Below are 12,486 nucleotides of genomic sequence, written 5' to 3'. Positions count from 1 at the left end.
CCGGCACCCGGCCCCATTGACGACGCCGCCACGCGGCATAAGCGCGAAGGAGCGCATCATGACCACGATCCTCACCACCGACCCGACCACGACGCAGACGACCGGCCGCATCGAGGTGCGCGGCGAACTGCATCCCCGCTTCGACGAGGTGCTCTCGCCCCGCGCGCTCGAGTTCCTCGCCCAGCTGCACGACCGTTTCGGCCACCGCCGATGCGAGCTGCTCTCGGCTCGCGACCGCCGTCGCCGCGAGATCTCCGAGGGCGCGAACCTCGACTTTCTCGACGAGACGCGGCACATTCGCGAGGATGCGCAGTGGCAGGTCGCCGGCACGGCGCCGGGCCTCGAAGACCGACGCGTCGAGATCACGGGCCCGACCGACCGCAAGATGACGATCAACGCGATGAACTCGGGCGCGAAGGTGTGGCTCGCCGACCACGAGGACTCGCTGAGCCCGACCTGGTTCAACGTCATCAACGGGCAGCTCAACCTCGCCGACGCGATTCGCCGCCGCATCGACTTCGTCGCCGAGAACGGCAAGGAGTACCGCCTCGGCGAGGAGGTGCCGACGATCGTGTTCCGCCCGCGCGGCTGGCACCTCACCGAGAACCACCTTCGCTACGTGGATGCGCAGGGTCGCGCCGGCGTCGTGTCGGCGTCGCTCGTCGACTTCGGGCTTTACTTCTTCCACAACGCGAAGCGGCTGCTCGCAACGGGCAGCGGGCCGTACTTCTACCTGCCGAAGCTCGAGAACCACCGCGAGGCGCGTCTGTGGAACGACGTGTTCACGTTCGCGGAGCGATTCGTCGACGTGCCGCACGGCTCGATTCGCGCGACCGTGCTGATCGAGACGATCACGGCGGCGTTCGAGATGGACGAGATTCTCTACGAGCTGCGCGACCACTGCGCGGGCCTCAACGCGGGCCGCTGGGACTACCTGTTCAGCATCATCAAGACGTTCCGCGACCGCTCGAAGCGCTGGGTGCTACCGAACCGCGGCCAGCTCACGATGACGCAGCCGTTTATGCAGGCGTACACCGACCTGCTCGTGCAGACCTGCCACAAGCGCGGGGCCTTCGCGATCGGCGGCATGGCGGCGTTCATCCCGAACAAGGCCGACCCGGCCGCGACCGAGGTCGCGCTCGAGAAGGTCGCCGCCGATAAGCGACGCGAGGCCGGCGCTGGCTTCGACGGGTCGTGGGTTGCGCATCCTGGCCTCGTGTCGACCGCGATGGCCGAGTTCGACGAGGTGCTCGGCGACGCGCCGAACCAGATCTCGCGGCAGCGGCCCGACGTGCACGTGACGGCGGCCGAACTGCTCGACCTGCGGGTGGAGGGCGGCGAGATCACGGTTGAGGAGGGCCTCAAGGTGAACATTCGCGTCGCCATGCTCTACATCGCGAGCTGGCTGCGCGGCAACGGTGCGGCGGCGATCTACGGCCTTATGGAGGATGCGGCGACGGCCGAGATTTCGCGCTCGCAGCTGTGGCAGTGGATTCACCAGGGCGTTGTGACGCAGGACGACGGGATTCCCGTGGTGCGGCACCGTATCGAGGGCTGCATCGAGCGGGTGCTGCGGGAGGATCTCGACCGGTTCGAGGGCGACCGGCTTGACGAGGCGGCGGCGCTGCTCGCCGAGATCGTGCTCACCGACGACTACCCGGCGTTCCTCACGACCTCGGCCTACAAGGTGCTCACCCGCGACACGGTTCGCTAATCTGCGCTATCAACCAACCCCAAAACCCCCAGTTGAGTGGCCAAAAGTTGCTGTTCTGAAGCTTCAAAACAGCAACTTTTGGCCACTCAACTGAGGGATGGAAGGGGGTTAGGCGAGGTGGGCGAGGATCTCGTTGTACGCCGAGTTCGGGCGCATCACCTGCGTCGCCTTCTCGTCGCTCGGGTGGTAGTAGCCGCCGATGTCGACCGGCTTGCCCTGCTCGGCGATGAGCGCCGCGGCGATCTCATCGATCTGCTCGGCAAACGCCTCGGCGACCGGCGCGAACGCCGCCGCGAGCTCGGCGTCGACCGTCTGCTTCGTGAGCTCCTCAGCCCAGAACTTCGCGATGAACAGGTGCGAGCCGCGGTTGTCGTGCTCGCCCGTCTTGCGGCTCGGCGAGAGGTCCTCGTCGAGCAGACGCTCGGTGGCGGCGTCGAGCGCGTCGCCAAGCACGGCGGCGCGGGCGTTCCCGCGGTCGGCCTCGTGGCGCAGCGACTCGGCGAGCGCGAGGAACTCGCCGAGCGAGTCCCAGCGCAGGTGGTTCTCGTTCACGAGCTGGTCGACGTGCTTCGGCGCCGAGCCACCCGCGCCGGTCTCGAACAGGCCGCCACCGTTCATGAGCGGCACGACCGAGAGCATCTTCGCCGAGGTGCCCACCTCGAGAATCGGGAACAGGTCGGTGAGGTAGTCGCGCAGCACGTTGCCCGACACCGAGATGGTGTCGAGGCCCTCGCGGATGCGGTCGACCGACACCTTCGTCGCCTCCTCGGGCGAGAGGATGCGCAGGTCAAGGCCCTCGGTGTCGTGGTCGGCAAGGTAGGTGCGCACCTTCTCGATGAGGTTGCGGTCGTGCGCGCGGGTCTCGTCGAGCCAGAAGATCGCGGGCGTCTGCGAGGCGCGAGCACGCGTCACCGCGAGCTTCACCCAGTCGCGGATCGGCGCATCCTTCGTCTGGCAGGCGCGCCAGATGTCGCCGGTCGCGACGTCGTTCGACAGCAGCACCTCGCCGGCCTGGTTGACGACCTCGATGCGGCCGTCGCCGGGCGCCTGGAAGGTCTTGTCGTGCGAGCCGTACTCTTCGGCCTTCTGCGCCATGAGGCCGACGTTCGACACCGAGCCCATCGTCGCGGGGTCGTAGGCACCGTTCGCCTTGCAGTCGTCGATGACGACCTGGTAGATGCCGGCGTACGACGAGTCGGGCAGCACCGCGAGGGTGTCGGCCTCGTTCCCGTCGGCGCCCCACATCTTGCCGCCGATGCGGATCATCGCGGGCATCGAGGCGTCAACGATGACGTCGCTCGGCACGTGAAGGTTCGTGATGCCCTTGTCGGAGTTCACCATCGCCAGGCTCGGGCCCGACTCGTAGCCCTTCGCGATCGCGTCGAGAATGCCGTCGCGCTGGGGGAGGTTGTCGGCGCCCTTGATGATCGCGGCGAGGCCGTCGTTCGGCGAGAGGCCCGCCTCGGCGAGCACGTCGCCGTAGGTGTCGAAGAGGTCGGGGAAGTAGGCGCGCACGACGCGTCCGAAGATGATCGGGTCGGAGACCTTCATCATCGTCGCCTTGAGGTGCGTCGAGAACAGCACGCCCGCATCCTTCGCCGCGGCGATCTGCTCGCGCAGGAACGCGTCGAGGTCGGCGAGGTGGAGCACGGTCGAGTCGACGACCTCGCCCTCGAGCACCTTCAGGCCCTCCTTGAGCGCGCGGCTCGTGCCGTCGGCGCCAACGAAGCGAATCTCGAGCGTGTCGTCGGCGGGCAGCACGACCGACTTCTCGTTGTGGCGGAAGTCGCCCTCGGTCATCGTCGCGACGCGGGTCTTGCTGTTGGCGCTCCAGGCACCCATCGAGTGCGGGTGCTTGCGCGCGTAGTTCTTCACGGCGGCGGGGGCGCGGCGGTCGGAGTTGCCTTCGCGCAGCACGGGGTTCACGGCCGAGCCCTTGATCTTGTCGTAGCGGGCGCGCACGTCGGCGGCGCTCGCGTCGTCGGACTCCTCGGGGTAGTCGGGGATGTCGAAGCCCTGCGCCTGCAGCTCGGCGATCGCGGCCTTGAGCTGCGGCACCGACGCCGAGATGTTCGGCAGCTTGATGATGTTCGCCTCGGGGGTCGTCGCGAGTTCGCCGAGCTCGGCGAGGGCGTCGCCGACGCGCTGCTCCTCGGTGAGCTTTTCGGGGAAGGCGGCGAGGATGCGCCCGGCGAGCGAGATGTCGCGGGTTTCGACGTCGACGCCAGCGGTCTTCGCGTAGGCCTGCACGATCGGCAGGAACGAGTACGTCGCGAGGAGCGGGGCCTCGTCGGTGTGCGTGTAGATAATCTTCGCCATGCGCGGCACTCCCTTGTAGTTCTCTCTACTTCAAGATTTCGTGCCCAGTCTACGTTGCGCGGGTGACCGCCCGCCGCGTGCCCCGGCGCATCCTGACCTGACTACTCCGACGAGACCTGACGGTATGCCATCAGGTTTCGTCGGCTAGGTCAGGGATTGGATGCGCGCGAGGCCGGTCGCGTGCGGCCACCCGTTCCGCGTGGCTCAGTCGAAGACGACGACGACCTTGTCGGCGGCGCCGGGCGTCTTCGCGAGCTCGAGGGCCTCGAGTGCGTCGGTAAAGGGGAAGGTGTGGCTGATGATCTTCGCGTACTTCTCGGGGCTCGTGATGATCGCGTCGGTGACCTCGAAAATCTCGGTCGGGTAGCCCATCGAGAGTCGAATATCGAGCTCCTGCTGAAGCAGCTCGCCGAGGTCGAACTCGACCGGGCGCTTGTGCACGGCGGGAATCGTCACGACCGCTCGGTGCTTCGCCGAGGCAAGGATGCTCGCTATCACCGGCGGCGCGCCCGCGGCATCGAGATACACGTCGGTGCCCGAATATCGACCCCGCCCGAGTCCGTTCCGCGCCTCGCCGTGGTGGGCGATGAGCGCATCCGTCACCGTCTGCCCGTCGGGGAGTTCGGCGGAGTTGATGACCGCGTCGGCGCCGACCTCGAGGGCCACCTCGAGCCGCTGTGGCTGAATGTCGACGACGACCACGTGTGCCACGCCCTTCGCCTTGAGGCTGAGCACCGCGCCGAGGCCGATCGGGCCGGCGCCAAACACGACCGCCTTGTCGCCCTCGCCCGCGCCCGAACGGTTCACCGCGTGGTGGGCGACGGCCATCGGCTCGTTGAGCGCCGCGACGTGCCAGGGGATCTCCTTCGGGATCACGCGAAGCTGCGTGTTCGGGGCGAAGTCGCGCACGACGACGATCGGCGTGAGCGCGCCCTGGGCGCCGCCCGATCCGAGCAGCCCGTCGGTGAACGCCATCGTGTCGATGACGACGTGGTCGCCGACCGCAATCGCGTCGGCCTCGACCTCGCTGCCGACCTCAATCACCTCGGCGGCCGGCTCGTGGCCGAGCGGCGTCGCGCCCTGGCGCGGTGGGATGCCGCCGACGGCCGAGTACATCGCATCCGAACCGCAGATGCCACAGGCGCGGATGCGCAGCAGCACATCGCGTGGCCCGCACTCGGGTTCGGCGATCTCGGTCCAGGAGTTTTCGTTGGGACCTGCGACGATGACGGATTTCATGGGAAGACCTTTCGGGAGGGGTGCCCGGCGACTGCGGCGGGATGCGCGCAATAATATCGGAACAAGGTTCGGAAATACCGTGACAGGGCATACTGGCACTCGACGCACGGCCATCACGACGAAAGCGAGCGGGCGAATGGGGCGAACGGCAGGACGGCCGCGCCACACGACGCACGCCGCGATTCGCGACACGGCGAGAGCGCTCTTCACCGAGCACGGCTTCGACAACGTCTCGCTCGCACGCATCGCCGCGGCGGCCGGCATCGGGCGCACGACCCTGTTCGCCTACTACCCGGCGAAAACCACCCTCATGAGCGAAGAACTCGAGGCGCACACGAACGCCGCGATCGCGTATCTCGACACCGACCCCGAAGGGTCGGCGCTCGACGTGGTTGCCGAGGCGATTCGCCGAGCGACCGACTACTCGATCGCCGAGCACGACGACTTCGCCCGGCGCCGGGCGATCGTGCGCGACTCGGCCGAACTGCAGGCCGCGGTCGCGCGTCACGCCGAGACGATCACGGCCGCGCTCGCGGCGGCCGCCGGGGAGCGGGTGCCCGAACCGAACCGGATGCTCGCCGGCGACCTAGCGCGCGCCCTGATGGCCGTGGCGTCGCGGGCGATCGATGACTGGTCGGCGCAGCCACCCGAGGTGGCGCTCGACGAGTACGTCGCGTTGCGCATCGCGCCGCTGCGCGCCGCGTTCGCTGCGCTGCTCCCTGCCTGACCAGCCCATCCTGGCGGCCAGCTACGCGAGGTCGAACGACCGCTCGACCGCGCGCCGCCACTCGCCGCGGAGCTGCTCGCGCGCATCCGCACCCATCGCCGGCTCGAAGCGCCGCTCCTCGCGCCAGAGCGCGGCGAGCTCGTCGCAGCCGCCCCAGAACCCCACCGCGAGGCCGGCCGCGAAGGCCGCGCCGAGCGCCGTCGTCTCGACGATCTCGGGCCGCACGACGGGCGTGCCGAGTAGGTCGGCCTGAAACTGCATGAGTGCGTCGTTCACCGACATGCCGCCGTCGACGCGCAGCTCGCGCAGCGGCTCGGGGGGCGTCGGCATTGCACGCCTCGAGCACGTCGCAGCTCTGGTACGCGGCGGCCTCGAGCGCGGCGCGGGCGATGTGCCCGGCCCGCACGTAGCCGGTGAGCCCCACGATGACGCCGCGCGCGTCGGGCCGCCACCACGGCGCGTAGAGCCCCGAGAACGCCGGCACGATGTAGCAGCCGCCGTTGTCGTCGACGGTCGCGGCGAGCGTCTCGATCTCGGTCGACGTGCGAATCATGCCGAGGTTGTCGCGCAGCCACTGCACGAGCGATCCGGTGACCGCGATCGAGCCCTCGAGCGCGTAGTGCGGCGCCTCGTCGCCGAGCCGGTACGCGACGGTCGTGAGCAGCCCGTGTTCGCTGTGCACGATGCGTTCGCCCGTGCCGTACACCAGGAACGAGCCCGTGCCGTACGTGTTCTTCGCCTGCCCCTCGCCGAACGCGGCCTGCCCGAACGTCGCGGCCTGCTGATCGCCGAGCATGCCGGCGACGGGCACGCCGGGCAGGGGAGTGCGCTCGGCGCACTCGCCGTACACCTCGCTCGACGAGCGGATCTCGGGCAGGCACGCCCGCGGGATGCCGAAGGCGCGCAGCAGCCCGTCGTCCCACTCGCACGTGTCGAGCCGCATGAGCAGCGAGCGCGAGGCGTTCGTCACGTCGGTGACGTGCACGCCGCCGCGCGGCCCGCCCGTGAGCTGCCAGGTGAGCCACGTGTCGATCGTGCCAAAGCAGAGCTCGCCCGCCTCGGCCCGCTCGCGGGCGCCCGGCACCTCGTCGAGCAGCCACGCGAGCTTTGTCGCCGAGAAGTACGGGTTCAGCGGCAGCCCGGTCGCCTCGCGGAACCGATCGACGCCGCCGTCGGCCGCGAGCCGGTCGACGATCGGCTGCGAACGCGTGTCTTGCCACACGATCGCCGGATGCACGGGTCGGCCGGTCGCGCGCTCCCAGAGCACGGTGGTCTCGCGCTGATTCGCGATGCCGACCGCGGCGATGTCGCCGGGCGCGAGCTGCGCCTCGGCGAGCGCCGTGCCGAGGCAGGCGCGGGTGTTGCGCCAGATCTCAACGGGGTCGTGTTCCACCCAGCCGGGCCGCGGAAAGTGCTGGGTGTGCTCGCGCTGCGCCGAGGCGACGATTCGCGCATCCGCGTCGAAGATGATCGCGCGCGTCGATGTCGTGCCCTGGTCGAGCGCGATGATGAATTCGGCCACGGTGCCTCCGTTCGTTGTGACTCCATTGTCACGCGCAATCGACCCGGCGTGGATGCACGCCCCGGTAGGCTTGGACGCGTGACTGAGATTGAGATTGGCGGCACGAAGCGCGCCCGGCACGTGTTCGGCCTCGACGACGTGGCGATCATCCCGTCGCGGCGCACCCGCGACCCCGAGGACGTCTCGACGACGTGGAAGATCGACGCGTTCACGTTCGATGTCCCGTTCCTCGCGGCGCCCATGGACTCGGTGATGAGCCCGGCGACGGCGATCGCGTTCGGCCAGCTCGGCGGCCTCGGGGTGCTCGACCTCGAGGGCCTGTGGACCCGCTACGAGAACCCCGAGCCCCTGCTCGCCGAGATCGCCGACCTGCCGCAGCGGCAGGCGACCGCGCGCATCCAGGAGATCTACCAGGAGCCGATCAAGGGCGAGCTCATCAAGGCGCGCCTGCAGGAGATTCGCGACGCCGGTGTCGTCGTCGCGGGTGCCCTGTCGCCGCAGCGCACGCAGGAGTACTACGAAGACGTGCTCGCGGCGGGCGCCGACGTGTTCGTGATTCGCGGCGCGACGGTCTCGGCCGAGCACGTCTCGCAGAACCGCGAGCCGCTCAACCTGAAGAAGTTCATCTACGAGCTCGACACCCCGGTGATCGTCGGGGGAGCGGCGTCGTACTCGTCGGCCCTGCACCTCATGCGCACGGGCGCGGCGGGTGTGCTCGTCGGCTTCGGCGGTGGCGCGGCCTCGACCACCCGCCGCGTGCTCGGCATCCGCGCACCCATGGCGACGGCGATCGCCGACGTCGCTGGCGCGCGCCGCGACTACATGGATGAGTCGGGCGGCCGCTACGTGCACGTGATCGCCGATGGCGGTTTCGGCACGTCGGGCGACATCGTGAAGGCGATTGCGTGCGGCGCCGACGCCGTCATGCTCGGCGCGGCCCTCGCCCGGGCGACCGACGCTCCCGGCCGCGGCTGGCACTGGGGCGCCGAGGCGCGCCACCCGCGCCTGCCGCGCGGCAACCGCGTCGAGATCGGCCAGGTCGGCAGCCTCGAAGAGATCGTGCGCGGCCCGTCGGCCACCGCGGTCGGCGCGGCGAACCTCGTCGGCGCGCTGCGTTTCGCGATGGCGACGACCGGCTACACCGACCTCAAGTCGTTCCAGCGTGCCGACCTCGCGGTGAGCCCGATCCGCGACCACGCCTAACCGCGCAGCCGATGCTGCGCACGATGCTCAAGCCCAAGTGGCTCGCGTTTCTCGCCCTTGTGCTCGTGGTGGTCGTCGCGTTCCTGCTGCTCGGGCGCTGGCAGCTCACGGCGGCCTTCGAGTCGTCGGGCGCGGCGGCCGACGCTGAGGAGTACCTCGAGCCCGTGCCGCTCGGCGACCTGCTCGAGCCTGACGCGTGGCTCACCGAGGAGGCGGCCGCGCGGCCCGTCACCGTTTCGGGGTTCCTCGTGCCGGGCGACTTCGGCGTGGTCGAGGGGCGGCTGCAGGATGGCGTGAGCGGCTTCTGGGTCGTCGGCCACTTCGCGGTCACCAGCGACGGCAACGAGCCGAGCGCCGACGCGACTAACGCGGCCGACCTGCCGGGCATCCCGGTCGCGCTCGGCTGGACCTCCGACGAGGCGAGCGCGCAGCAGGCGATCGACTCGCTCGAGTCGGCCGATACGAACCTCGGCAGCGCGGGGGCGCCCCTGTCGGTGCTCGCGAAACTCGAGGTCGGCCAAGACCCGCTGCCGGCGCGCGATGGCGACCCGCTGCGCATCCTGTCGATGTCGCCCGGGCAGCTCATCAACACGTGGCAGACCGGGGCGTCGGACTACTACGCGGCATGGCTGCTCCACACCGAGGGCCTGCCGGTGCCCGACTCACTCGAGTCGATCGCCGCGGTGCCGATCGACGAGTCGACGCGCGTCGACCTGCTCAACATCTTCTACGCGATCGAATGGCTCGTGTTCTGCGCCATGGCCATCTACATCTGGTGGCGCATGGTGCGCGACGACTACCTCAGCGACCTCGCCGAGCGGTCGGATGCGCGCCTCGCCGAGCGCGTGCGTCGCGAGCTCCTGCTCGAGCTCGCGAACGAGCGGGACGCATCGGGGCACAACCGCTGACCAGGCCGTGGAACGTCGCGAATCGGGCCATTGTCACGATTCGTGTTACGTAATACGATGAGTGCATGGGTAAGCGCGTTATTCAAGGGCGGGAAGTGAGCGACTCGCAGGTGCAGGCCTGGGCTGACGAGGCCGAGGCTGGCTATGACGTTGACCAGCTGCGAAAGCGGTGGGGGAGGCGTCCGCGTGCGGAGCAAGCTTCGCGGGTTGTCACGACGCGCTTTTCCGAAGCCGAGCTGGCCGAGCTCATGGAACGCGCCGATCGCGAAGGGCTGGATCGCTCTGCGGCAATTCGTGTCGCCGTGCGGGAGTGGGCTCAAGCGTGATCGTTGCGCCGTCGGCGCGCAAACACGGTGTTCGAGATGAAGACGCGCTCGCGGCTGCACGATCAGTGCTCGGAGGAGCCCGCTCGACGATGAGAACCCGCAGCGGGAGCTGCGGCTCGGGCTCGACACCGCTGGGCGGCTGCTCGAAATTGTTGTGTTGCTTTGGGATGACGGCGAGGTCGAAATCATCCATGCGATGAAGGCGAGGCCGGAGTATCGCAGGCTCGTGACTCGGCAGTAGCCCAGGCGCGGTGGCGTCGAGGATGCGGTGCGCGCCGAGGCCTAGACTGGCAGGGCCATTTCGACCGTTCAGGAGCATCCGTGGCCCGCATTCCCACCCCGTCCGAGTTTCCGACGATTCGCAAGCGCCTGCGCTTCTACCAGACCACCTCGGTGATCACGGGTGTGCTGTTGCTGCTGCTCGTCTTCGAGATGCTGCTGAAGTACGTCTGGCACCTCGAGATTGAACTCGGCGGGCCGTTCGGGTTCCTCTCGCTCGTGCAAGAAGACACGGTTACGGCGATCAACCTCTCGCGCTGGATCCTCATCGTGCACGGCTGGTTCTACGTCATCTACCTCATCAGCTGCTACCTGCTCTGGCAGAAGATGCGGTGGGAGCTCGGCTGGCTGCTCGCGCTCGCCGGCGGCGGTGTCGTGCCGTTCCTGTCGTTCATCACCGAGGCGCTCATCACGCGCCGCACGAAGCGCCTGCTCGACGAGTACCAGGAGATCTGGGATGAGTCGGAAGACGACGAGGCCCGCGCTGCCGCCGTCGAGGCGTCGCTGACCGACGCCGAGCGCGCCGAGGTCGACGCCCGGGTCGCCGACGAGGTGCGTCGCCGCCAGGCTGAGCAGTAGCCCGCACGCACGCAGAACGGATGCGCGTGGCGGGAGTTCCCGCGCCCTAGAATGGCGGGGTGACAGAAACCGTGACTCAGGCCCGGCCCGTGCTGGTCGTCGACTTCGGTGCGCAGTACGCGCAGCTGATCGCTCGACGCGTGCGCGAGGCAAACGTCTACTCCGAGATCGTTCCCCACACCATCACGGCGGCCGAGGTGCGTGAGCGCAACCCGCTCGCGATCGTGCTCTCGGGCGGCCCCGCGAGCGTGTACGCCGACGACGCCGCGAGCTTCGATGCCGAGGTGTTCGGCCTCGGCGTGCCGACGTTCGGCATTTGCTACGGCTTTCAGACGATGGCGATCGCGCTCGGCGGTGAGGTCGCGAAGACCGGCAAGCGCGAGTACGGCGCGACGTCGGTCGCACTGAGCGACGCGGCGGCCGACTCGACGATCTTCGACGGCCAGCCCGCGCAGCAGACGGTGTGGATGAGCCACGGCGACTCGGTCGTGCGCGCGCCCGAGGGCTTCGACGTGCTCGCGTCGACCGAGGCGACCCCGGTCGCGGCGTTCGCGAACCCCGAGCGTGGGCTCTACGGCGTGCAGTGGCACCCCGAGGTGCTCCACTCCGAGCAGGGCCAGGCGCAGCTCGTCGCGTTCCTGCACCGCGCCGCCGGCATCGCCGACGACTGGTCGAGCGCATCCATCATCGACGAGCAGGTCGCGCGCATCCGCGAGCAGATCGGTGACGACCGCGTCATCTGCGGCCTCTCGGGCGGCGTCGACTCGGCCGTCGCGGCCGCGCTCGTGCAGCGCGCCGTCGGCGAGCAGCTCACGTGCGTGTTCGTCGACCACGGCCTGCTGCGCAAGAACGAGCGCGAGCAGGTTGAGAAGGACTACGTCGAGGCGACCGGTGTACGGCTCGTGACGGTGGATGCGCGCGAGCAGTTCCTCGGGCACCTCGCGGGGGTCACCGACCCCGAGCAGAAGCGCAAGATCATTGGCCGCGAGTTCATTCGCGTGTTCGAGCAGGCCGCGGCCGACCTCGTCGCCGAGGCGCGCGCCGATGGCGAGGCGGGCGAGATCAAGTTCCTCGTGCAGGGCACGCTGTACCCCGACGTCGTCGAGTCGGGTGGCGGCACCGGCACCGCGAACATCAAGTCGCACCACAACGTCGGCGGCCTGCCCGAAGACATGACGTTCGCGCTCGTCGAGCCGCTGCGGGCCCTGTTCAAGGACGAGGTGCGCGCGATCGGCCGCGAGCTCGGGGTGCCCGAGGTCATCGTTGCGCGCCAGCCGTTCCCCGGCCCGGGGCTCGGCATCCGCATCATCGGCGAGGTGACGCAGGAGCGGCTCGACCTGCTCCGCGACGCCGACGCGATCGTGCGCGAGGAGCTCACCGCGGCGGGCCTCGACCCGCAGATCTGGCAGTGCCCCGTCGTGCTGCTCGCCGACGTGCGCTCGGTGGGCGTGCAGGGCGACGGCCGCACCTACGGCCACCCGATCGTGCTGCGCCCCGTCTCGAGCGAAGACGCGATGACCGCCGACTGGACCCGCCTGCCGTACGACGTCACGGCGCGCATCTCGAACCGCATCACGAACGAGGTGGATGGGGTGAACCGCGTCGTGCTCGACGTCACGTCGAAGCCGCCGGGGACCATCGAGTGGGAGTAGCGCTCGTGGGAGTAGCGC

Annotated in this window: 9 protein-coding genes and 1 pseudogene; 7 read left to right on the top strand and 3 right to left on the bottom strand. The window is 69.4% G+C overall.

The genetic code is table 11. The features are described from left to right. Nucleotides 1-58 precede the first annotated feature (58 nt). Nucleotides 59-1,714 carry a malate synthase A gene (gene aceB / locus G328_RS0108920; protein WP_019619002.1) on the top strand — a complete coding sequence of 552 codons (1,656 nt, stop codon included), beginning with the start codon at nt 59-61 and terminating at the stop codon, nt 1,712-1,714. A gap of 108 nt (nt 1,715-1,822) precedes the next feature. Here the strand turns inward: aceB and G328_RS0108915 are convergent, their stop codons facing one another. Continuing rightward, nucleotides 1,823-4,033 (bottom strand): NADP-dependent isocitrate dehydrogenase, encoded by a 2,211-nt coding sequence (locus G328_RS0108915; protein WP_019619001.1) that lies wholly within the window; start codon nt 4,031-4,033, stop codon nt 1,823-1,825. A 204-nt stretch (nt 4,034-4,237) separates the two neighbouring features. After that, entirely contained in the window at nt 4,238-5,272 is a 1,035-nt protein-coding gene (locus tag G328_RS0108910) for a zinc-dependent alcohol dehydrogenase (protein WP_019619000.1), read from the bottom strand. A 136-nt stretch (nt 5,273-5,408) separates the two neighbouring features. Here G328_RS0108910 and G328_RS15925 point away from each other — a divergent pair, with 136 nt between their 5' ends. Then, the gene (locus G328_RS15925; protein ID WP_019618999.1) at nt 5,409-5,999 is read left to right on the top strand and encodes a TetR family transcriptional regulator; all 591 of its coding nucleotides are present in this window, start codon (nt 5,409-5,411) and stop codon (nt 5,997-5,999) included. Between the two features lie 21 nt (nt 6,000-6,020). Here the strand turns inward: G328_RS15925 and glpK are convergent. Continuing rightward, nucleotides 6,021-7,521: pseudogene (gene glpK / locus G328_RS14955) on the bottom strand (glycerol kinase GlpK). Nucleotides 7,522-7,599: 78 nt separating this feature from the next. On the opposite strand from glpK, the gene G328_RS0108885 reads away from it, so the two are divergent. The 5 genes from G328_RS0108885 to guaA all read left to right on the top strand — a co-directional run bounded on the left by G328_RS0108885 (nt 7,600) and on the right by guaA (nt 12,468). Then, the gene (locus G328_RS0108885; protein WP_026339777.1) at nt 7,600-8,724 is read left to right on the top strand and encodes a GuaB3 family IMP dehydrogenase-related protein; all 1,125 of its coding nucleotides are present in this window, start codon (nt 7,600-7,602) and stop codon (nt 8,722-8,724) included. A gap of 23 nt (nt 8,725-8,747) precedes the next feature. Then, entirely contained in the window at nt 8,748-9,632 is an 885-nt protein-coding gene (locus G328_RS0108880) for an SURF1 family cytochrome oxidase biogenesis protein (protein WP_187325753.1), read from the top strand. A 65-nt stretch (nt 9,633-9,697) separates the two neighbouring features. Continuing rightward, entirely contained in the window at nt 9,698-9,958 is a 261-nt protein-coding gene (locus tag G328_RS0108875; RefSeq protein WP_019618993.1) for a ribbon-helix-helix protein, CopG family, read from the top strand. 321 nt (nt 9,959-10,279) lie between these two features. Then, complete coding sequence (locus G328_RS14950; protein WP_019618992.1) at nt 10,280-10,816, top strand: DUF3817 domain-containing protein; 537 nt, start codon at nt 10,280-10,282, stop codon at nt 10,814-10,816. A 59-nt stretch (nt 10,817-10,875) separates the two neighbouring features. Beyond that, on the top strand, nt 10,876-12,468 hold the full coding sequence (gene guaA / locus G328_RS0108855; RefSeq protein ID WP_019618991.1) for a glutamine-hydrolyzing GMP synthase: 1,593 nt from the start codon (nt 10,876-10,878) through the stop codon (nt 12,466-12,468). The last annotated feature ends 18 nt before the right edge of the window (nt 12,469-12,486 follow it).

The organism is [Zimmermannella] faecalis ATCC 13722, assembly GCF_000381765.1.
In the GTDB taxonomy this organism is placed as follows: Bacteria; Actinomycetota; Actinomycetes; order Actinomycetales; family Microbacteriaceae; genus Gulosibacter; species Gulosibacter faecalis.
This window is presented reverse-complemented; position numbering and strand designations above follow the sequence as displayed.